Below are 21,108 nucleotides of genomic sequence, written 5' to 3'. Positions count from 1 at the left end.
GAGGAAATCATGGCTTTAAAAGAAACCGAAATTAAAAGTGATTTAAAGTATGATGGTGAAATCATTCGAGTTGAACAGGAAACTGTCCGTTTGGCTAACGGTGAAATTGCTCACCGTGATGTTGTTCATCATGCAGAAGCAGTTGCCATGCTAGTAATTACAGACGATAATAAAATCATTTTAGAAAAACAGTGGCGGGAACCTGCTAAAGCAGTTTTACTTGAAATTCCAGCTGGTAAGTTGGATGAACGAGACAAAGGTAATGAAATGCATGCAGTACAGCGAGAATTGAACGAAGAAATTCGCTATGATGCCAAATTAATTCGAGAGTTATACTCTTTTTACACTTCTGCTGGATTTGCCGATGAATATATGTATTTATACTTAGCTACTGATCTCGTACCAGTTGAAAAGGAACTTCCACGTGATAATGGTGAATTCTTAGAATTAGTTGAATATACTTTACCAGAAGCAAAAAAATTAATTAACGATGGTAAAATTGTTGATGGTAAAACGATTATGGCGATTCAATACTGGGAATTAATGCAAAAGTAGGAAAATGATATGAATGACGAAAATGATCAACAAAATGAGGGGCTAACTAGATCACAATTAAAAAAACATCATATTTTTGGTAGAAATAAACTAAATCATTTTAAAGATGAGTTGGACAAAGATCTTTCTGGACAAGCAACTGTAGGCAGTCGTTCAGAACGTGACACGTCTGAATTTAAACAAAAACGACTTGGTCGCCGTTTGAATGTTGCAATTTTTATTTTAGCTTTATTATTGATTTTAGTATTATTAATTATGCGATTTATGGGTTAATAAAAAGGAGTAGAATTTTGAAAACATTTGGAATTATTTGTGCAATGGACGAGGAAATCAAGGAATTGAAAGACGCCCTTGAAAATGAAGAAGAAATTACAATTGGTACGCTTCCTTTTTACAAAGGAACGATTAATGGGAAAAACGTTGTGTTGGTTAAATCAGGAATTGGAAAAGTTGAAGCTGGAATCACTGCTGCTTTATTACTAACCAATTTTAAGATTGATGTAATGATTCATTCTGGATCAGCCGCTGGAATTGGCGATGGCTTAAAGGTTGGTGACATTGTCATTGCCACTGAAACAGCCTATCACGACGTTAATTGTACGGCTGATGGTGAAGTGTGGGGTCAATTACCTGGTCAACCAGCTCGATTTAAAGCTGATTCTGAGTGGGGTAAAAAAATTGGTAATGCATCAACTGATAGTGGCTTGAATGTTCACTATGGGTTGATTGTGACTGGTGATCAATTTATTGCTGGAAAAGCAATGGTTGCTGAAATTAAAAAACATTTCCCCGATGTCTTAGCTGGAGAAATGGAAGGTGCTGCTGTAGGTCAAGTTGCACATCAATTTAATGTACCTTATGTGGTAGTACGAGCAATGTCAGATACTGGTGATGAAGATGCCAATCAAAGTTTTTCTGAATTTCTTGTTCAAGCTGGACACCAATCAGCACAAATGCTTTTGAATTTATTTGAAAAATAAAAAGAAGGTTAACTATGAGTGAAGTTTATTTAGATAATGCAGCAACAACGCCCATTTCAGATGAAGTTTTGACTGAATTAACTGATAAATATAAAAACTTATTTGGAAACGCTTCAACTTTATATGGATTGGGCCGGCAAGCTAAAGCAGTTTTGGAAGATAGTCGACATGTAATTGCACAAAGTATCAATGCCGATGATGACGAAATTGTTTTCACTTCTGGTGGGAGTGAAAGTGATAATACGGCTGTCCTTAGAACGGCAGAAGCACGAAAAGCACTGGGACGGCATATTATTACCACTGCTGTTGAACATGAAGCAATTTTAAAACCTATGCATTATTTAGAGAAACATGGATTTCGTGTTACTTATTTGCCAGTTGATGAAAACGGGCAAATTTCAATGGATGATTTAAAGGATGCGTTGGATGATGACACAATTTTAGTTTCCATCATGTCAGTTAATAATGAAGTGGGAAGTATCATGCCAATTCATGAAATTGGTGAGTTGCTAAAAGTCCACCAAGCTTGGTTCCATACGGATGCAGTGCAAGCCTATGGGTTGACTGATATTGATGTTAAACGTGATCACATTGATTTATTATCAACTTCAGCCCACAAAATTAATGGTCCAAAAATGATGGGATTTTTATACCGAAAAGATGGTTTAAAATTCACTAGTTTTGTTTTAGGTGGCGATCAAGAAGAAAAGCGAAGGGCTGGGACGGAAAATGTGCCCGGAATTGCAGGGTTTGCGGCGGCGGTTAAGACTTTAACGCCAACGGAAAAAGCCAAACGAGAAACACGTTTTCGTGGCTTTAAACAACAAATTGTCGCGGGATTGAAAGCTCACAAGGTTGATTTTGATGTGAATGGAAGTTTAGATACCAATAGTTCACCACATGTTTTAAATTTGTGGATTAAAGGAATTTCAACTTATGTCATGCAAAATAATCTTGATTTGGATGGTTATGCAATTTCTGGTGGATCAGCTTGTACCGCTGGTAATTTAGAGCCTTCACATGTTTTAATTGCAATGTATGGTAAGGATAATCCAAGGGTTAGTGAATCAATTCGGGTTAGTTTTGGTAGATATACCACTGAAGCGGATGTAAATGGTTTTATTGAAACTACAGCTAAAATTGTAGAACGTTTAAACAAAAGAAGGGCAAGATAATGGCATTTAACGAAGTAGTAAGATTAAAGGGTGATGATCACCAATATCAACTTAGTTCTGAATTAAAATTATTTACCTTAAGTGATTTAGGTTTTACAAAAACGCGGAATGGTAATTTCGAATTTAAGCGTTCATTAGATCCTAATTCACCTTATCTTAAAAAATCAATTAAACTAAAAGTGATGATTAAACAGGATTTAAAATCATTTAAGTTATCTGTTGTGGATGGTTCAGAGTTGAAAGAAGTTGATATTTTTTCAACTGATAAGTATGAAAATGAAAGAACTCAATTTGATTTTTTGATGGATAATTTCATATTGCGAAAGGTATTTATTAAATCATAAGTAACTGAGAAAATCATTCGTGGTTTTCTTTTTTATTAATTATAATCACTTGCAAGCCGGTCGTTCTATATCGTATGATAGATTGTACTGGAATTACGACCTTCAAATCGTGGATTTCTGAATCTATAAGAATGATGGTGATGTTATGAAAGATAATAGTAAAACCCGTGTCGTTGTTGGAATGAGTGGGGGAGTTGATTCGTCAGTAGCTGCTTATTTGCTCAAAAAACAAGGATACGATGTAATTGGGGTCTTCATGAAGAATTGGGACGACACTGATGATAATGGTGTCTGTACCGCTACAGAAGACTTTAAAGATGTTGCACATGTTGCTAATCAAATTGGAATCCCATATTACTCGGTTAATTTTGAAAAAGAATATTATGACCGTGTCTTTACGTATTTCCTTGATGAGTATCGTCGAGGCAGAACGCCAAATCCTGATGTTTTATGCAATACTGAAGTAAAGTACAAAGCCTTCTTAGACTATGCAATGGATTTAGGTGCAGATTACATTGCGATGGGACATTATGCACAATTAAAACGAGACGAAAATGGTAAGAACCATTTGTTACGCTCTACTGATTTAAACAAAGATCAAACATATTTTTTAAGCCAATTATCTGCAGAACAACTTGATCGGGTCATGTTTCCAATTGGTGGAATGACTAAACCGGAAGTTCGGGAAATTGCTCATGAAGCTAATCTATATGTAGCTGACAAAAAAGATTCAATGGGTGTTTGTTTCATTGGACCAAACAACTTCAACCAATTTCTTAGTAACTATATTCCTGCCAAGTCAGGTAAGATGATGACAATGAATGGAGAAGTGAAAGGTGAACATGTTGGGTTGATGTATTACACGATTGGTCAACGAAAAGGGCTTGGAATTGGGGGAGACGGACAAGATAATCGTCCCTGGTTCGTGATTGGAAAAGATCTTTCTAAGAATATTTTGTACGTTGGCAAAGGTTACGAAAATCCATACCTCTATGCTGATTATTTAACCGCCTCTGATGTTTCTTGGGTAGATGGTAACGACCGTGGAAACGATTTTCGTTGTACCGCTAAGTTCCGTTACCGTCAAACCGATGTTCCAGTGACAGTGCATTTATCAGATGATGGAAAACAAGTTAAAGTTGAATTTGATGACCCAGCTCGAGCAGTTACTCCAGGACAAGCCGTGGTGTTTTATGATGGTGATGAATGTCTTGGTTATGCAACAATCGATGCTGCGTTTAAAGACCAAAAAGAATTACAATATGTATAAGTAAAAGCCCGACTTTTCAGTCGAGCTTTTTTGATTATCAATGAATAAACTGGCATAATAGCAGTATATTAATATTTAGGATGGAAGCCATGAACTTATACTTTGTTAGACACGGAAAAACTGAATGGAACCTTGAAAGCCGCTACCAGGGTGCTGGGGGAGACTCCCCTCTATTACCACAAAGTTATACTGAAATGGCTTTAGTTGGAAAATATCTTAACCCAGTTAAATTTAAGCACATTTATGCAAGTCCGATTAAACGAACTAGAATTACAGCAGAGCACATTAAAGCTGAGCTTAATAATAATGTCCCCTTGTCGTTAGATAATCGGTTAGAGGAATTTAAATTAGGTAAAATGGAAGGGATGAAGTTTGAAGAAGCAAAGGAACAATTCCCGGAAACTTTCGATAACTTTAGAAATCATCCCGATCTTTATGACCCCAGTGAAATTGGGGGAGAAACCTTTCCCGAATTAATTAAGCGAATGAGAAGTAAAGTTATGGAAGTAGCGAAAAATTTCAATGACGATGATAATATTTTATTTGTCAGTCATGGGGCGGCTTTAAATGCTTTAATTAATGATTTAGTGGGAGTTCCTCTAAAAGATTTACGAAAACGTGGGGGACTAGCTAACACTAGTACTACCATCATTGAAACGCATGACTCCGGTAGAACTTTTACCATGAAACAATGGAATGAAACTGGATACTTAAAGCATAAATTAGATAAATCAGATTTAGTTTAAGAGGCTAATTATGAATAATGATAAAAAACAAAAACAAGCAGAAGAAACCCTTCACAAATTAGTAAAAGATATTGATAATCATCCGCATGATTATCGGACCTACTATGATTTAAGTGCCTTTTTGATTCAATTGAAAAGTTATACCCAAGCTGAAGAATTACTAATGAAAGCCTTAGGACTTTTTGCAAATCAAAGTAAAAAAGCCAAAAACGTTTTAACTTATGGATTAGGGAATGTTTATTATTCCGCTGGAGAATTTGAAAAAGCAATTCAACAATTTCAACAAGTAACGAACAAAAATTTACAATCAGATGCGTATGTAATGTTAGCTCAAAGTTATATGGGACAAAAGAATTACAAAAAAGCACTTGTTTTCCTTTTAACTGCTCAAGAAACCGCAAAACAAGAACCGTCCATTAATTTATTAATCGGACAGTGTTTAATTGCTTTAGGTGATTTTAAACAGGCCAAGGGGTACTATGATTTGGTTTTAAAAAGTAATCCACATAACGGTGAAGCAAATTTTAACCAAGGCTTAATTGCGATGGTTTTAGGCGAACCGTTTGAAGGATATTTTAAGAATGCAGAAAAATATGACAAGCTTTATTTTGATAAAGAACAAGGAAAACTAAGTGATATTGAAAAATTTATTCAAATTCGGAAAGAAAAACAAGATAAATAGGAGCTTAAATTGCCAACATCAATAAACCTTTTTGACGAACCACAATTGAATAATAATCAAGCGGAAAAACCATTTGTGATTGGGAAGGTAGTTACTACCTTTTTTGAGGGTGCAGATAGTTTTTATAAAGTTTTATTGGTGAAGGTTGAAAAAACTAACACTGATTGGACTGAAGAGGAAATTGTGGTGACAGGTAATTTTGCAGATATTGCCGAAGAAACTAGCTATCGATTTGTGGGAAAATTGGTTGACCACCCTCGTTACGGGAAACAATTTCAAGCGGACAACTATGAACGGGCGAGTCAAAGCTCACCTGAGGGATTGATAAAGTACTTAGCGAGTGATGATTTTCCGGGAATTGGTCAAAAAACCGCCCAAAAAGTGGTTGAAACTCTTGGAACAGATTTAATTGAAAAAATAATTTCAGATCCTACAACGATTAAAAAAGTCGGATTAAATTCCAAACAAAGCCAAACGATTGTTGATGGTTTACGGAATAATAACGGTGCTGAGCAAGTGATTGTTGGGTTAAATGGATACGGATTTGGAAGTGCTTTAGCAGCTGCAATTTTTAAAAAATACCATGAAAAAGCCTTGGAAGTAATCCAAGAAAATCCTTATCAATTGGTTGAAGATATCAAAAATATTAGTTTTAAACGAGCTGATCAAATTGCCAGTAAAGTAGGAATTGAATATAATTCAGCAGGAAGATTGCGAGCTGGATTATTAACGACTTTAACTCGGCTCTCAATTAGAAACGGAAATACTTACTCTAATTCAAAGGAATTGATTAATGCTAGTTTTGAAATCCTGGATACTGATCCACAACAACAGATCGATAATCAAAAGTTAGCTCAAGAACTAAAAGAGTTAGTTAAAGACCATAAAATCGAAGTTGACGATGGAAAAATTTATCTTAAATATTTATATGATGATGAGTGGAAAATTGCAGAAAATGCAAAACGGATTATTGATGATAAGCAAAGTTCTACAAAAGATTACAAAACCACCATTCACGAAGTTGAAAATGAAGCTAAAATAAAATATGATGATTCTCAAATTGCCGCAATTAACGCTGCGTTAGAGAATCAAATTTTTATTTTAACTGGTGGACCGGGAACTGGAAAAACGACCATCATTAATGGAATTGTTAAATCCTTTGCAAAAGTTAACAAATTATCTTTAGACGTTAATAAATACAAAGATGATGCATTTCCGGTTCTATTAGCTGCTCCAACTGGGCGAGCTGCCAAAAAAATGAGTGAATCAACTGGTATTCCGGCTGCTACAATTCATCGTTTATTGGGCTTGAATGGAAATGATGAAGAAGACGGGAATGATATTGACGGGCAATTATTGATTATTGATGAAATGTCGATGGTCGATACCGAATTATTTACTAAATTAATGAAATCAATTCCGACTGGAATGAAGGTTATTTTAGTCGGAGATAAAGATCAACTTCCATCAGTGGGACCGGGGCAGGTTTTTTATGATTTAATTCGTTCGGAAGTAATTCCCAAAATTGAATTAAATCAAATTCATCGTCAAGGTGATGGATCAACAATTATTCAATTGGCTCATGAAATTAAAAATGGGGAAATTCCCCAAACTTTATTAGATAAAGAAAAAGATCGTAGTTTTATTCAGTGTAATACTAGCCAAGTTGTAAAAGTAATTGACCAAGTGGTTGCCAAAGCCAAAGAAAGAAAGTTTACAGCAACTGATATTCAAGTCTTAGCTCCGATGTATCGTGGTGAAGCAGGAATTGATCGTTTAAATAATGACGTTCAAGCAATTATGAACCCACCAAAAGGTGAGCAGCAAAAGCAAGTTGAATATCAAAACGTTAAATATCGAATTGGGGACAAAGTCTTACAACTTGTTAATGCACCCGAAGATAACGTTTTTAACGGCGACATTGGTAAGGTAGTTGGAATTGAAATAAATAAAGATCAGAAAAAGTATCTTGATAAATTGGTAGTTGCCTTTGACCAAACTGAAGTTTCTTACACGAGAAATGATTGGAACCAATTGACTTTAGCATACTGCACTTCCATCCACAAAGCTCAAGGAAGTGAGTTCAAGATGGTAATTTTACCGATTGTTCCTCAATATCGGCGGATGCTGGAAAGAAATTTGTTGTATACCGCTGTTACTAGAGCTTCTCAAAAGTTAATTATGGTCGGAGATGTTAATTCCTTTGCTGAATGTATTTCACGTGTTTCTAGTAATCGAAAGACATCTTTAAGAGAACGCTTAGATAAAATTTTTAATCCAAAACCAGTTTCAGAAAAAACAGAATTAGTGGATAAAAAAGTTTCAACTGATATTGAATCAGAGGAGCCCAAAAAGGATGCTGAACCAGATAAGTATATTTTAACTGAAGCCAAAATTCTTTCTAATCAAATTGATCCAATGGTTGGAATGGATGGAGTGAAACCTAACGATTTTATGGATGAAAAGTTGGAGTAAATTGATTATAATGAAGTTAGTAAAGAACTTACATTGAGGGGATTTTAAATTGTCTAGTAATACAAAACACAAACCAATTATTTTTGCATTAAATTCTAACAAACCTTTAGCAGAAAAAATTTCTGCTACTAGTGGAATGCCACTAGGTAAATCAACCATTAATCATTTTAGTGATGGTGAAATTAAGATCTCCATTGATGAAAGTATTCGGGGAGACGATGTTTACATTGTCCAATCAATTACTAATCCGGCTAATGATAATTTGATGGAACTATTAATTATGATTGATGCTGTTCGGCGGACTAGTTCTCATTCAATTAATGTGGTAATTCCATATTATGGATATTCAAGATCAACTAAGAAAACAGAAGCAAGAGCTCCAATTACAGCTAAGTTAATTGCATCATTTTTACAAAACAGTGCTGCTGATCGAGTAATTGCTCTCGACTTACATGCTGCCCAAATTCAGGGATTCTTTGACATTCCACTTGATCATTTAAGAACTGATCGCTTGATGAGTGAATATTTGCATGAAGAACACTTGGATGATAATGCAGTGGTTGTGGCTCCTGATCACAACGGGGTAGCAAGAGCACGTAATATTGCTGATCGTTTAGACTTATCTTTAGCAATTGTTGATAATCGAGATCCAGAATCAAATACCTATGTCCCAAAAGAAATTATTGGTGATGTTAAGGGAAAAAATGCGATCATTATTGATGATATGATTGTTACCGGTCGAAAGATGAAAGTATCCGCAGATGTTTTGAAATCAGCTGGTGCTAAAAATGTTTACGCAGCAGTCACACATCCTGTTTTTTCTGACTCGGCATTAGAAAACTTGAGTGATGATAATCTTGCTCGTATAATTGTTACTGATTCAATTGTAATTCCTAAAAAATTTAAATTAGATAAACTAACCGTTTTATCAGTTGGTAAGTTAATTGGTGAAGCGTTAAAATTGATTCAAAATGATGAATCAACTCATGTTTTATTTTAATGGAGGATAAAAATGGTTTTTAAAGCAAGCGATAATCGTTACGATAATATGAAAGTAAGAAGAGCAGGAAATAGTGGTTTACAATTGCCTGCTTTGTCATTTGGAACTTGGCATAGTTTTGGGGACGATGCTAACTTTAAAGATAGCCAAAAAATTATGTTAGCCGCCTTTGATCGTGGTATTTTTAGTTTTGATTTGGCTAACAACTATGGTCCTGGTTCTGGTGCAGCTGAAAGAATGTTCGGTCAAGTCTATCAACAAGACTTAAAACCTTATCGTGATGAATTAATTATCACAACTAAAGCTGGTTTTCACATGTGGCCCGGTGTTTATGGTAACTTTTCTTCAAAGAAAACTTTGACGGCTGCTCTTGATCAAAGTCTAGAACGAATGGGATTGGATTATGTTGATATTTATTATTCACATCGTTTTGATCCAAATACTCGTTTAGAAGAAACTGCCGAAGCTTTAGATTTATTGGTACGTCAAGGTAAAGCACTTTATATTGGAATTTCTAATTACGATGGTCCACAAACTGAAAAGATGATTAAACTTTTCAAAGAATTACATACCCCATTTGTGGTTAACCAAAGTTCATATAACATGTTAAATCGTGAACCAGCAAATGATGGTACTTTAAAAGCACTTGCTGATAATCATGATGGATTTGTTGCATATGGTCCCTTAGCTGAAGGCTTATTAACGAGCAAGTATCTTGGAGGGATTCCAGAAGATATTCATCTTCACTGGACGAATAACTTTATTCTTGAAAATGGTCAAGATAAAGCAATTGCTAAGTTGAATAAACTTAATGAAATTGCTAAGAATCGTGATCAAACTTTAGCACAAATGTCATTGGCCTGGTTATTAAGTGATCCAACAGTTGTGAGTGTTGTTACTGGAGCTTCAAAGGTTAACCATTTAGATGATAACTTAAAAGCATTAGATAATTTAGACTTTACAACAGATGAACTTGAAGCGATTGATAAAATTGTAAAAGAAAAATAAATAAAAAAATCTCATTTTGATGAGATTTTTATTTTCAATAATTTAGTCCATAATAAAAGACTTACTTTCGAAAAAAGTAAGTCTTTTATTTATTTGTTGTTGTCATTCATAATTAACATTGGCAAAATCAAAGGACGTCGTTCCGTTTTTTCAAACAAGAAGTTTGAAAGTTCGTTAACGATTGCTTTTTTGATTGATTTTTCATCAGCGTTTTGAGTGTCCATAGTTCTTCTAATTGTTTTGAAAACTAACTTGCGACCCTGATCTAATAATTCCCCAGATTCGCGCATGTAGACAAAACCACGAGAAAGAAGATCGGGACCAGATTGAATTTCTTTATCTTTAAGATTAATTGTCGCAACAACGACCACTAAACCTTCTTCTGATAGAAGCTGACGATCCTTGATAACGTTTTTGTTAACACTATCAACACCATTTCCATCAATGAAGACATCACCTGCAACAAAACTACCAGCTAAACGGGCAGTATCTTTGGTAAGAGCAAGAACTTCACCATTTTTAAGGATGAAACAGTGGTCAGCAGGAATTCCACATTGTTCAGCAAGACCAATATGAATTTTTTGCATCCGATATTCACCATGAACAGGAACGAAAAACTTAGGCTTCATTAAACGAATCATAAGTTTTTCTTCTTCTTGACCACCATGACCAGAAGTATGAATTTTATTTTCATAACCCTTGATAACGTGAGCACCAGCTTCTTCAAGTTCGCTTAAAACTCGGTTAACGCTTAAAACGTTACCAGGAATTGGGTTACTTGAAAGAACTACAGTGTCACCTGGTTCAATTGAAATTTGTCGATGAGTTCCATTAGCAATTCTTGAAAGAGCTGCCATTTGTTCACCTTGAGAACCAGTACATAAAATCATTACTTTATCAGCAGGTAATGATTTTAGTTCTGAAGCATCAGCAAATGCACTGTCGGGAACTTTAATGTAGCCTAATGCTCTTCCGTTAACTACTGCAGATTCCATACTTCTACCAAAAACAGCAATTTTACGTCCGTTTTTGTAAGCTGCATCGATGGCAGTCATAACTCGTGAAAGGTTAGAAGCGAAGGTCGCAAAGATGATTCTGCCATGAACTCGTAAAAAAATCTTACGGACAGAGTCACTAACGTATCTTTCTGACTTAGTCCAAATTGGTTTTTCAGCATTGGTACTATCAGCCATTAGACAAAGCACACCTTCTTCACCTAATTTAGCCATTGCTTGTAAATCCGGTGGAGTATTTGTAACCGGGGTTAAATCAAATTTATAATCTCCAGTTTCAACGATTACACCATCGGGAGTATGAACAGCAACACCAAGTGTATCAGGAATTGAATGAGTAGTTCTAAAGAAAGAAACACTAGTCTTTTTAAATTTAAGTACTGATTTATCGTTAATTTCATGTAGCTCAGTTGATTTGAGCATTCCATGTTCTTCAAGCTTACCTTTAATCATAGCTAGAGCTAGAGGACCGGCATAAACAGGTACATTGATAGCTTGTAAAATAAAGGGAATCCCACCAATATGGTCTTCATGACCATGGGTGATAACTAATGCCTTAATTTTACTTTGGTTTTCTACTAAAAATTGGTAATCAGGAATTACGTAATCGATTCCTAGTTGACCTTCTTCGGGGAATTTAATTCCAGCATCAATTAATACAATTTCATCTTGAAATTGAACACCATAAGTATTTTTACCAATTTCACCAAGTCCACCAACGCCGTAAATTGCAGTTTCGTTATTTTTGACGTTTAGTTTATTCATTTTTATTTAAACTCCGTAATTTTAAAACCTGGTTCTTTTTGTTCGAACTCTAAGTGTTTGCCCGCAAGTGGTTGAATGTATTCAACTGTGTAACTTGTGTTATCGCGAATTAAATCTCTTACTTCAGCTTCTGTGTTAGCGTTTAAGTAAAGTGATTTTGTTGATTCACGTTTAGGGTTTTCTTGAGGATTAGGTTGATATAAAACTTTGTAGATCATTATGATTACTCCTTTTTGCTTCTTTTTTATTTGTCGATCTTAATGTCGAATAATTCGACTACTGTTTCAATTTTACCATAATCTAAATTTTAAGTATATAATACACAATTTCGACGATTATCAAGTTACATGGTAGTATTAAGCGTACTGATTAATTATGATGAAGGAGTAATAAAAATGTTTTTTGAAATAATTATTGGAATAATCGTTGCCTTATTTATTTACGGTGTTTTACATCATTTTTTTGTAATTAATCCAGAAAAAGAGTATCAAGCAATTAATAAAGACCATGTTGATGCAGTTGTATTTAAAATGGTAAGTGACTTGCAATCCCAAAAACAAAACATTAATTTTTATCAGTTCATTTCTTCTACTGTACTTACAGATGTTTGGGGCAGGGGCGTAATGGTTTATGAATATAAATATCAGATTCAAAGTGATTTGGAACTTTTGAAAATTAGATTTATTTTAGAAGGTTCTTTAGCAAAACAACCTCATGAAATTAAGCAAATTGCACATAAATTGATTATTACTGATTGTTGGTTGAACGATCATTTGTTAACCTTTGATGTTGCTGATGAACAAAATGATGCAACCGAAGAATACGTTAAAGATATTAAAAAAATTGACCAAAAATAAAAGACCTACAACTGTAGGTCTTTTTAAGTTAATCAATAAAAATTTCATCATCCGAGCGGCTAAATGGATTGGCTTTATCAATATGATCGTAAAATAATGTTCCATGAAGATGATCGATTTCATGTTGTGCAATGATTGCAGGGTAGTGTTTTAGCCGTACCTTATGTTCATTACCTTCTAAATCTTGATAGCGAACAGTAATTCTATCGGAACGCGGAACGTATCCCTCAATATCACGGTCAACTGATAAACATCCTTCACCAACTGTTAATGCAGCTCTTTGAACAGAATTTGAAACAATCACAGGATTTATCATGATTGCTTTAAATGGTGATTTCTCATCATCACCTTCTGGGGGAGTTAAGACGGCTGCCATTAGCTTTGATACCCCAACTTGAGGGGCAGCTAATCCAACTCCCGCACGTAAATGATACTTTTTACATAACGCATCATCTTGACTAACTTCAAGATACTCCATCATTTTTTCACCAAGCTGACGATCTTCATCACTTAATGGAAATTGTACTTTTTCGGCTTGTTTTCTTAAAACTGGATTTCCATCTCTAGTTATATCTTTCATTAAATACAAAAGATTACCTCCATTCGTTTCATAATCTTACAATTTAATTATATGGTAATTTCGTATTTATTGTAAGTGAGATAATTAATTAAAAAAGTTTGCATTTTCGTAACCGAATGTTATTTTATAATAACATATACAATTTATCTTTTTGAGGAGTGTTATCATTTTAAATTCTAAAATAATTATTAAAGGTGATCAGCAAAGAATTTCTAATCTTTTAAGTGCGATGGAAGTTAAAGACACGCCTGTTACTATCTTATTAGACAATCCAGAAATTTATACGAATGAAATTTTGGCAACTGAAATGTGTCATAACTTTCGGATTGAAGTTATGGAATTAGATGCAAAGTTAGGCGAAATTGATGGGATGATTTATCTACCTGATGATCCATTCTATGATCCAGAAATTATCGATGCCTCAACAATCGCTGAAAATATAAGAGAGCCATTGATGCAATTTAGAATGGCAATTAATGACATTATTAGTCGTGGTTTTAATGGTAAAATTATGATTGACTGTCCACATGATGAAATTTTTGTTTATTTTGCTGCCTATTTTTCAGGTTTAGATGTTGAAAAAATTATTGGCTTGGGTACACTTCCACAAGAAATCATTTTAAGAGAAGCGTTGGTACGAAAATTTAATGTGAGCGGTGACGATATTAACGTCAATACGCTAGGACTCAATACCCACAATTTAGTTGCCTGGAGTAGAGTTTATATTGGTCCTTCAACATTACTTTCATACATTGCAGATGATAGTAAGAACTATGATGATAAAATTATTAATAATTTTAGTGAACAAATTGGTAATCATAAGATTGTTTCTAACTCTGTGATTCAAAGCAAAGCAGTGATGCGTTTATTAACATGTGTTTATGGTGAAAACTCTCTAATCTGTTCTGTTACTAGTTTAAAGAAAGAAAATGATAAATTGAGTTTGAGCTTAGGACCCAAATTGGTTAATCAATTTGGAATTTTTCGTTCTATTAATTTACAACTAGCAGATAATGAACAGGAAGAATTGACTCATGATGCTGAATGGTCAATGGATATTATTGAAAACATAAAAAAAGGTAATAAAAATGGCAAAAAAAACTGATCAAAATTATGCATATCCAATCGTTGAAGACTGGTCAATGCAAGAATTAATTGATGTAACTGAATTTTTCCGCAATATCGAACGAGCTTATGATGAACATGGGGTTAATCGTCAAAAATTAATCGATAGTTTTCGACGGTTTCAAGAAATTAATCCAGCTCGGACTGAACAAAATAACTTACGTCGTGATTTTGAAAAAAATTCTAATTTAGATATTTATCAAGTATTAAAAAATGCTCAGGAACATCCAAAGACAAAAAACATTAAACAAATGGACTAATTGTTACTAGTTCAATTGACTAATTTATAAATCTAGTGCTATAATCGAATATAGTTTTTATAGCGATAAAAAGAGCGCAAAACGATTAATAAATTAATATTCAAGGTATTGATGGGGCTGTGACAGTGTCACGGCTTTTTTATCTGACTACTAGTTCAGAATTGGATTGCTAGCTTTTAACTGCTTTTTGAGGAGGAAACATTTTTGAAAACAAGAGACGATATTAGAAATATTGCAATTATTGCCCATGTCGATCATGGTAAGACGACTTTGGTTAATGAATTATTGAAACAATCTGATACCCTTGACGGTCATGATGAAATTCAAGATCGTGCGTTAGATTCAAATCCAATTGAACGTGAACGTGGTATTACTATTCTTTCAAAAAATACTGCCGTTAAATACGATGGTAAACAAATTAACATTCTTGATACACCCGGACATGCCGATTTTGGTGGAGAAGTTGAACGTATCATGCGAATGGTTGATGGTGTTCTTTTAGTTGTTGATGCAGCTGAAGGTACAATGCCACAAACTCGTTTCGTATTGAAAAAGGCTTTGGAACAACACTTAACTCCAATTGTTGTAATTAACAAGATTGATAAGCCAGGTGCTCGTCCTGAAGAAGTTGTTGATGAAGTGCTTGATTTATTTATTGAATTAGGTGCAGATGAAAGTCAACTTGAATTCCCAGTTGTTTATGCTTCAGCTATGAATGGAACTTCAAGTCTTTCACCTGATTTAGATGATCAAGAACACACTATGAAACCTATTTTTGATACTATCCTAGAAAACATTCCCGCTCCAATTGATAATTCAGAAGATCCATTACAATTCCAAGTTGCAATGCTTGATTATGATGACTTCGTTGGTCGTATTGGAATTGGTCGTGTTTTCCGTGGAAAAATCAAAGTTGGTGACAACGTTGTTGTTATGAAACTTGACGGCTCACAACAAAAATTCCGTGTTACAAAAATCATGGGATTTGTTGGATTGAACAAAGTTGAAATTAATGAAGCTAAGGCCGGTGATTTAATCGCCGTTTCTGGTATGGAAGATATTAATGTTGGTGAAACAGTTGTTTCTCCAGATTCACTTGAACCACTACCAATCCTTAGAATTGATGAACCAACTATGCGTATGACCTTTGGTACTAACACTTCACCATTTGTTGGTAAAGAAGGTAAGTTAGTTACTGCCCGTCAATTAATTGATCGTCTTGAAAGAGAACTTCATACTGATGTTTCACTTCGTGTTGAAGAAACTGATGACCCAGGTTCATGGGTTGTTTCTGGTCGTGGTGAACTTCATTTGTCAATCTTGATTGAAACTCTTCGTCGTGAAGGTTTCGAACTTCAAGTTTCTCGTCCTGAAGTTATCTACAAAACTATTGATGGCGTTAAATCTGAACCTTTTGAATCTGTACAAATTGATACTCCTGACGAATACTCTGGTTCAATTATTGATACACTTTCACAACGTAAAGGTGAAATGCAAAACATGGAAAGCGTTGGTAATGGTCAAACACGTATGACTTTCTTAGTTCCATCACGTGGTTTGATTGGTTACTCAACTCAATTCCTTTCAATTACCCATGGTTACGGAATTATGAACCATACTTTTGAAAAGTACGCACCTGTAGTTAAAAACTGGAACCCAGGTCGTCGTAATGGTACTTTAGTATCAATCAACACTGGTAAAGTTACTACTTATGCAATTATGGCTGTTCAAGATCGTGGTAAGATTTTTACTGATCCAGCTACTGAAGTTTATGAAGGTATGATTGTTGGTGAAAACTCACGTGACAATGATATTTCAGTTAACATCACTCGTGGTCGTAATCAAACCAACGTTCGTGCTGCCGGTTCTGAAGATATTGCTAAGGTTAAAGCACCAGTTCATTTAACACTTGAAGAATCACTTGAATTCTTAAATGAAGATGAACTTTGTGAAGTAACCCCTGAACATGTTCGTTTGAGAAAACGTATCTTAAATACTGGTGAACGTGAAAAAGCAGCTAAGAAAAATAAACACAAAAATAGTTAAGAAAAATTTAAAAGGACTACTCATTTGAGTAGTCCTTTTTTTTAGGTGTAATTACTAGTACAATAATAATAATCACTTAAAAATAAACTCGTTGGGGATAGTTATGAAAAACAAATCTAAGATTGATTGGTATTTAATGATACCTTATATATTTTTATGCTTATTTGGGATTGTAATGGTTTATTCTGCTAGTGCAGGAATTGGATTATCATTTGGTCAAGGAGAAGCGAAAACACTTGCTGAAAAACAAACTTTTTATTTTATAATTGGATTAGGCATTATTTTTTGTGTTAACAAATTCTTTTTTAAACTTATTTTATCGCATAGATTTGTAATTTATCTTTTTGGGATTCTCATGGTTGCTTTACTGTACGTTAAGTTATTAGGAAAAACAATTAATGGGGCTGCTGGCTGGATTTCAGTAGGTTTCTTTAGTTTACAACCCGCTGAATTTTGTAAGTTTTTCTTTATTATTTTCTTTGCTTTTATTTTACGTAAGCGACAAACTACCATTGACATGGATGGATTAGGTAAATCATTTAAAGAAAATTGGCAGCCCCTTGCCATTCCAGGAGTTATTTTATTTTTAATTGCTGTTCAACCAGATATGGGTGGAGCAATTATTAACTTTACTATTGTTTTTGTAATGTTACTAGCCGCAACGAGAAGTTGGAAAACTTTACGAGCTTGTACAATTATTATAATTTTACTCGTGCCTGTCTTTTATTTTGGAATTGAATTTTTGGCTAAACATGGTCAGAATATACATAATTATCAGTTACAAAGAATTGTGGCATTTTATAATCCATTTTTACATGCCCAGACGTCAGGAGCTCAGTTAATTAATTCGTTTTATGCTGTTAGTAACGGAGGACTTTTCGGTCGTGGATTAGGTAATAGTATTCAAAAAATGGGATATTTACCTGAAGCTAATACTGACTTTATTTTATCAATCATTTCTGAAGAATTTGGATTAGTAGGAATATTATTTGTGCTAGGACTACTTTATCTTATGATTGTACGTATGATTAAGATTGGCCAACGAACAAATAATTTACAGTATAGTTCAATTTGTTATGGAACAGCAGCATATCTTACAATTCAGACTTTATTTAATGCTGGTGGTGCGATTGCATTAGTTCCTTTAACTGGGGTAACTCTTCCATTCATTAGTTATGGTGGATCTAGTATGTTCACATTAAGTATTTGTTTTGCTTTAGTATTAAAAATTAGTAGTATTGAAAAACAGAGTCGCACGCAAAATAATAGGAGATTGTAATTTGGAAAATATTCAAGATCGAGCAGAATTACTAGTTTCAATTTTTTCATTGAAACAATCAAAAAATTTAAAAAAATTTGGTGATATTCGCTTTATTTCAAAAAAAATGCATTATGTAATTTTATTTGTTAATCGTGATGATTTAGATGACATTATTGAAGAGTTAAAAAAACAACGTTTTGTAAAACGGGTTGAAAAAACGCCGACAATTGCATTAGTTGAAGAACTTAATGAATTAAACCTTAATGCATTAGAGGGGGAATAGTTATGAGAATTATTTCTGGTAAATTTGGTGGAAGAAAGATTTCTCCAGTTCCTGGAACTAAAACTCGGCCAACAACGGATAAAGTGCGTGAATCGCTATTCAATATGATTGGTCCATACTTTACTGAAGGCTCATTTTTAGATTTATTCGCTGGATCTGGTGCAGTAGCTATTGAAGCAATTTCACGTGGAATGAAGCATGCTGTGTTAGTTGATAGACAATATGCAGCATTTAAAACAATTAAAAAAAATATTGAAATAACTAATGAAGAGCAAAGCTCATTTAAAGTTTTAAAAATGGATGCCGAACAGGCTTTAAAAAAATTAGCAAGTAAGGGTGAAAAATTTGATTATATTTTTTTAGACCCGCCTTATGCAGCTCAACAAATGATTAAGCAGTTAGCTGAAATTAAAAAATATAACTTATTAAATCCCAAAGGAATTGTAATTTGTGAGACTGACAATCAAACTAATTTGTCTCAAGTTTCAAATTATGATTTAATTAAACAAAAAGATTATGGACTAACAGTAATTACCATCTATCAAGCAGAAGAATAGGAATTAAATATGAAAAAAGTGATTTATCCTGGAAGTTTTGATCCAATTACAAATGGTCATTTGAATATTATAAAAAGAGCTGCACAAATTTTTGATGAAGTGGTAGTTGCGGTTGGAAATAATCTAGATAAAAACACTTTGTTTTCTGATAAGGAACGAGTCGAATTAATTAAAAAGTCGGTTTTTGACATCAAAAATGTTTCAGTTACTGAATATAGCGGATTAACTGCTAATTTCGTTAAAAGTCAAGGTACCAATTTAATTATTCGTGGAACTCGTGATTCTCGTGATTTTGTTTTTGAAAAAGAAATTGCTAATTTGAATAGTCTTTTAGATAACCAAATTGAAACACTATTAATTTTTGCTAATAAGGATTATGAATTAATTTCATCATCTATGGTAAAAGAAATTATTCGTTTTGATGGTGATGTTTCTAAATTTGTTCCTAAACCAGTTTTATCAGCATTGAAAGTGAAGGTTAAACATGAAAAAAATAAAAAAATTTATTAAAAAGCATAAAATATTATTATGCTTAACTGTTTCAATCTTATTTCTTTTATGGTTATTTTTGTGGCCAATAAATGCGCTTGTTGAAGCTCCAGGTGAAGCAATTTCATTACAGCCAATGGTTAAAATTGAAAATGTACAAAAGTTAAAGAAAACTAAGTTTATGATAACTGCAGTTTCAATTTCGCAAGCCCATCCGTTTTCATATTTAGAAAAGCAGTTTAATCCCCATCTATCAATTGAAAGCACTAAATCAATTACTGGTGGACAAAATGATGAACAGTTTAGTAATGTGCAAAATGTTTACATGAATACCGCAATAAATAATGCGATTTACGTTGGTTATCATAATGCCCATCGTCAAGTAGCTAAAAGTTACCAAGGTGTTTATGTATTATCATTGTTGCCTAATTCTGATTTTAAAGGGAAACTCGAACCAACTGATTTAGTGGAGTCGATTAATGGTAAACGACTTAAGCAAAGTATTGAATATGTTAATTACATTAAAAGTTTACCCAAAAATGCTACTTTAACGATTCAATTCAAACGTAATGGTAAAAACCATGAAGTAAAGGGTCAAAAACGAGAAATTGTCCCTGGATTTAATGGAGTTGGAATGACAATGACTGACGATATGACTGTTAAAACAAACCCTGGTATTAAAGTTGATCCTGGTGAAATTGGCGGACCATCAGGTGGTTTGATGTTCGCTTTACAAATCTACAGTCAACTTGAACAAAAGTCATATTCGTTTAGTAAAATTGCAGGAACAGGGACGATTGCTCCTAATGGTGAAGTTGGTGAAATTGGTGGAATTGATAAGAAAATTATTGCAGCAAATGACAGTGGGGCACAAATTTTCTTTGCTCCATATGTAAAACCAACTAAAGCAAATTTAGCGATGGAAGACGAAAAAGAAACTAATTACCAAGTTGCTAAAAAAACGGCTAAAAAATATGCACCACATATGAAAGTTGTTCCAGTTAGAAATTTTAAAGATGCACTAAATTATTTGAATAATCACTAAAAATAACACTCTATAAGTTGGAAAATAACTTGTAGAGTGTTATTTTTGATGTGATTCTCATTACTCATTAAAAAATAGAAAGAGAAAAGTAAAATGGCAGAAATAAAATCTTTAAATTCAATTTACGATTTTAAAATTAAAGAAATGAATGGTCGAGAAATTGATTTTACTAAATTTAAAAATAAAGTTATTTTAGTTGTAAATACGGCTAGTAAATGTGGGCTTGCTCCTCAATTAAAAAATCTTGAATATTTGTATAAAAAATATCATCAAAAAGGACTAGAAGTAATTGGGTTTCCTTCTAATCAATTTCATCAAGAACTTGATAGTAAAGATATCGATGAATATTGTAAGATACATTATGGGGTTACGTTTCCAATGACAGAAATGATAAAAGTAAACGGAAATGAGGAATCTCCACTTTTTACTTATTTAAAAGGACTTTCTGGTCACGGAAATATAAAATGGAATTATACTAAATTTTTAATTGGAAAAAAGGGAAACTTGATTCATCGCTATGCTCCAGTAACTTCTCCATTAAAGATTGAACCAAAAATTATTGATGCATTGAACATTACTGATTAAGAAAAAA

Annotated in this window: 24 protein-coding genes; 21 read left to right on the top strand and 3 right to left on the bottom strand. The window is 33.6% G+C overall.

Annotation, left to right across the window (positions count from 1 at the left end; genetic code table 11):
• Positions 1-9 precede the first annotated feature (9 nt).
• From FD36_RS00655 to FD36_RS00605, 11 genes are all read left to right on the top strand, one after another.
• A complete protein-coding gene (locus FD36_RS00655) occupies positions 10-555 on the top strand; it encodes an NUDIX hydrolase (protein WP_056957540.1) in 546 nt (181 codons plus the stop codon).
• 9 nt (positions 556-564) lie between these two features.
• Positions 565-828, top strand: coding sequence for a hypothetical protein (locus FD36_RS00650; RefSeq protein WP_056957539.1), 264 nt, complete (start codon positions 565-567; stop codon positions 826-828).
• A 17-nt stretch (positions 829-845) separates the two neighbouring features.
• Positions 846-1,535, top strand: coding sequence for a 5'-methylthioadenosine/adenosylhomocysteine nucleosidase (locus FD36_RS00645; RefSeq protein ID WP_103428417.1), 690 nt, complete (start codon positions 846-848; stop codon positions 1,533-1,535).
• A 14-nt stretch (positions 1,536-1,549) separates the two neighbouring features.
• Positions 1,550-2,710, top strand: coding sequence for a cysteine desulfurase family protein (locus FD36_RS00640; protein ID WP_056957538.1), 1,161 nt, complete (start codon positions 1,550-1,552; stop codon positions 2,708-2,710).
• Entirely contained in the window at positions 2,710-3,054 is a 345-nt protein-coding gene (locus FD36_RS00635; protein ID WP_041817881.1) for a hypothetical protein, read from the top strand. The genes FD36_RS00640 and FD36_RS00635 overlap by 1 nt, the downstream gene beginning before the upstream one ends.
• A 145-nt stretch (positions 3,055-3,199) precedes the next feature.
• Positions 3,200-4,324 (top strand): tRNA 2-thiouridine(34) synthase MnmA, encoded by a 1,125-nt coding sequence (gene mnmA, locus FD36_RS00630; protein WP_041817879.1) that lies wholly within the window; start codon positions 3,200-3,202, stop codon positions 4,322-4,324.
• A gap of 89 nt (positions 4,325-4,413) precedes the next feature.
• A complete protein-coding gene (locus FD36_RS00625; protein WP_041817878.1) occupies positions 4,414-5,070 on the top strand; it encodes a histidine phosphatase family protein in 657 nt (218 codons plus the stop codon).
• Between the two features lie 10 nt (positions 5,071-5,080).
• Positions 5,081-5,752 carry a tetratricopeptide repeat protein gene (locus tag FD36_RS00620; RefSeq protein ID WP_056957537.1) on the top strand — a complete coding sequence of 224 codons (672 nt, stop codon included), beginning with the start codon at positions 5,081-5,083 and terminating at the stop codon, positions 5,750-5,752.
• A 9-nt stretch (positions 5,753-5,761) separates the two neighbouring features.
• Entirely contained in the window at positions 5,762-8,227 is a 2,466-nt protein-coding gene (gene recD2, locus FD36_RS00615) for an SF1B family DNA helicase RecD2 (protein ID WP_056957536.1), read from the top strand.
• A 49-nt stretch (positions 8,228-8,276) separates the two neighbouring features.
• Positions 8,277-9,227 carry a ribose-phosphate diphosphokinase gene (locus FD36_RS00610; RefSeq protein WP_056957535.1) on the top strand — a complete coding sequence of 317 codons (951 nt, stop codon included), beginning with the start codon at positions 8,277-8,279 and terminating at the stop codon, positions 9,225-9,227.
• A 12-nt stretch (positions 9,228-9,239) separates the two neighbouring features.
• Positions 9,240-10,235 (top strand): aldo/keto reductase, encoded by a 996-nt coding sequence (locus tag FD36_RS00605; protein ID WP_056957534.1) that lies wholly within the window; start codon positions 9,240-9,242, stop codon positions 10,233-10,235.
• Between the two features lie 89 nt (positions 10,236-10,324).
• Here the strand turns inward: FD36_RS00605 and rnjA are convergent, their stop codons facing one another.
• Positions 10,325-12,013 (bottom strand): ribonuclease J1, encoded by a 1,689-nt coding sequence (gene rnjA, locus FD36_RS00600; protein WP_056957533.1) that lies wholly within the window; start codon positions 12,011-12,013, stop codon positions 10,325-10,327.
• A gap of 2 nt (positions 12,014-12,015) precedes the next feature.
• The gene (locus tag FD36_RS00595; RefSeq protein WP_014082247.1) at positions 12,016-12,231 is read right to left on the bottom strand and encodes a DNA-directed RNA polymerase subunit epsilon; all 216 of its coding nucleotides are present in this window, start codon (positions 12,229-12,231) and stop codon (positions 12,016-12,018) included.
• Between the two features lie 177 nt (positions 12,232-12,408).
• On the opposite strand from FD36_RS00595, the gene FD36_RS00590 reads away from it, so the two are divergent.
• Positions 12,409-12,870: a hypothetical protein gene (locus FD36_RS00590; RefSeq protein ID WP_056957532.1), complete on the top strand. Its 462-nt coding sequence runs from the start codon at positions 12,409-12,411 to the stop codon at positions 12,868-12,870.
• Positions 12,871-12,898: 28 nt separating this feature from the next.
• Here FD36_RS00590 and def read toward each other — a convergent pair whose 3' ends face one another.
• Entirely contained in the window at positions 12,899-13,459 is a 561-nt protein-coding gene (gene def, locus FD36_RS00585) for a peptide deformylase (RefSeq protein ID WP_056957531.1), read from the bottom strand.
• Positions 13,460-13,679: 220 nt separating this feature from the next.
• Here def and FD36_RS00580 point away from each other — a divergent pair, with 220 nt between their 5' ends.
• From FD36_RS00580 to FD36_RS00540, 9 genes are all read left to right on the top strand, one after another.
• Positions 13,680-14,555 carry a Rossmann-fold NAD(P)-binding domain-containing protein gene (locus FD36_RS00580; protein ID WP_225361437.1) on the top strand — a complete coding sequence of 292 codons (876 nt, stop codon included), beginning with the start codon at positions 13,680-13,682 and terminating at the stop codon, positions 14,553-14,555.
• The gene (locus FD36_RS00575; protein WP_056957530.1) at positions 14,539-14,835 is read left to right on the top strand and encodes a UPF0223 family protein; all 297 of its coding nucleotides are present in this window, start codon (positions 14,539-14,541) and stop codon (positions 14,833-14,835) included. Before FD36_RS00580 ends, FD36_RS00575 begins: the two co-directional genes overlap by 17 nt.
• Before the next feature lie 204 nt (positions 14,836-15,039).
• Positions 15,040-16,881: a translational GTPase TypA gene (gene typA / locus FD36_RS00570; RefSeq protein ID WP_056957529.1), complete on the top strand. Its 1,842-nt coding sequence runs from the start codon at positions 15,040-15,042 to the stop codon at positions 16,879-16,881.
• A gap of 103 nt (positions 16,882-16,984) precedes the next feature.
• Complete coding sequence (locus FD36_RS00565) at positions 16,985-18,160, top strand: FtsW/RodA/SpoVE family cell cycle protein (RefSeq protein WP_156843365.1); 1,176 nt, start codon at positions 16,985-16,987, stop codon at positions 18,158-18,160.
• Between the two features lies 1 nt (position 18,161).
• Positions 18,162-18,425, top strand: a complete 264-nt coding sequence (locus FD36_RS00560; RefSeq protein WP_056957527.1) for a YlbG family protein — start codon at positions 18,162-18,164, stop codon at positions 18,423-18,425.
• Between the two features lie 2 nt (positions 18,426-18,427).
• The gene (gene rsmD / locus FD36_RS00555) at positions 18,428-18,982 is read left to right on the top strand and encodes a 16S rRNA (guanine(966)-N(2))-methyltransferase RsmD (protein ID WP_056957526.1); all 555 of its coding nucleotides are present in this window, start codon (positions 18,428-18,430) and stop codon (positions 18,980-18,982) included.
• Positions 18,983-18,991: 9 nt separating this feature from the next.
• Positions 18,992-19,492 (top strand): pantetheine-phosphate adenylyltransferase, encoded by a 501-nt coding sequence (coaD, locus tag FD36_RS00550; protein ID WP_056957525.1) that lies wholly within the window; start codon positions 18,992-18,994, stop codon positions 19,490-19,492.
• Positions 19,467-20,516 (top strand): SepM family pheromone-processing serine protease, encoded by a 1,050-nt coding sequence (locus tag FD36_RS00545; RefSeq protein WP_056957524.1) that lies wholly within the window; start codon positions 19,467-19,469, stop codon positions 20,514-20,516. The genes coaD and FD36_RS00545 overlap by 26 nt, the downstream gene beginning before the upstream one ends.
• Before the next feature lie 93 nt (positions 20,517-20,609).
• Complete coding sequence (locus FD36_RS00540) at positions 20,610-21,101, top strand: glutathione peroxidase (protein ID WP_056957523.1); 492 nt, start codon at positions 20,610-20,612, stop codon at positions 21,099-21,101.
• The last annotated feature ends 7 nt before the right edge of the window (positions 21,102-21,108 follow it).

The organism is Fructilactobacillus sanfranciscensis DSM 20451 (genome assembly GCF_001436035.1).
GTDB classification, from domain to species: Bacteria; Bacillota; Bacilli; order Lactobacillales; family Lactobacillaceae; genus Fructilactobacillus; species Fructilactobacillus sanfranciscensis.
This window is presented reverse-complemented; position numbering and strand designations above follow the sequence as displayed.

Bases quoted from the DNA above. Each gene is read 5' to 3' on its own strand.
- FD36_RS00655 (WP_056957540.1), top strand. From the start codon at position 10: ATGGCTTTAAAAGAAACCGAAATTAAAAGTGATTTAAAGTATGATGGT.
- FD36_RS00650 (WP_056957539.1), top strand. From the start codon at position 565: ATGAATGACGAAAATGATCAACAAAATGAGGGGCTAACTAGATCACAA.
- FD36_RS00640 (WP_056957538.1), top strand. From the start codon at position 1,550: ATGAGTGAAGTTTATTTAGATAATGCAGCAACAACGCCCATTTCAGAT.
- FD36_RS00635 (WP_041817881.1), top strand. From the start codon at position 2,710: ATGGCATTTAACGAAGTAGTAAGATTAAAGGGTGATGATCACCAATAT.
- mnmA (WP_041817879.1), top strand. From the start codon at position 3,200: ATGAAAGATAATAGTAAAACCCGTGTCGTTGTTGGAATGAGTGGGGGA.
- FD36_RS00625 (WP_041817878.1), top strand. From the start codon at position 4,414: ATGAACTTATACTTTGTTAGACACGGAAAAACTGAATGGAACCTTGAA.
- FD36_RS00620 (WP_056957537.1), top strand. From the start codon at position 5,081: ATGAATAATGATAAAAAACAAAAACAAGCAGAAGAAACCCTTCACAAA.
- FD36_RS00605 (WP_056957534.1), top strand. From the start codon at position 9,240: ATGGTTTTTAAAGCAAGCGATAATCGTTACGATAATATGAAAGTAAGA.
- rnjA (WP_056957533.1), bottom strand. From the start codon at position 12,013: ATGAATAAACTAAACGTCAAAAATAACGAAACTGCAATTTACGGCGTT.
- FD36_RS00595 (WP_014082247.1), bottom strand. From the start codon at position 12,231: ATGATCTACAAAGTTTTATATCAACCTAATCCTCAAGAAAACCCTAAA.
- FD36_RS00590 (WP_056957532.1), top strand. From the start codon at position 12,409: ATGTTTTTTGAAATAATTATTGGAATAATCGTTGCCTTATTTATTTAC.
- FD36_RS00580 (WP_225361437.1), top strand. From the start codon at position 13,680: ATGGAAGTTAAAGACACGCCTGTTACTATCTTATTAGACAATCCAGAA.
- FD36_RS00575 (WP_056957530.1), top strand. From the start codon at position 14,539: ATGGCAAAAAAAACTGATCAAAATTATGCATATCCAATCGTTGAAGAC.
- FD36_RS00565 (WP_156843365.1), top strand. From the start codon at position 16,985: ATGAAAAACAAATCTAAGATTGATTGGTATTTAATGATACCTTATATA.
- rsmD (WP_056957526.1), top strand. From the start codon at position 18,428: ATGAGAATTATTTCTGGTAAATTTGGTGGAAGAAAGATTTCTCCAGTT.
- coaD (WP_056957525.1), top strand. From the start codon at position 18,992: ATGAAAAAAGTGATTTATCCTGGAAGTTTTGATCCAATTACAAATGGT.
- FD36_RS00545 (WP_056957524.1), top strand. From the start codon at position 19,467: ATGAAAAAAATAAAAAAATTTATTAAAAAGCATAAAATATTATTATGC.
- FD36_RS00540 (WP_056957523.1), top strand. From the start codon at position 20,610: ATGGCAGAAATAAAATCTTTAAATTCAATTTACGATTTTAAAATTAAA.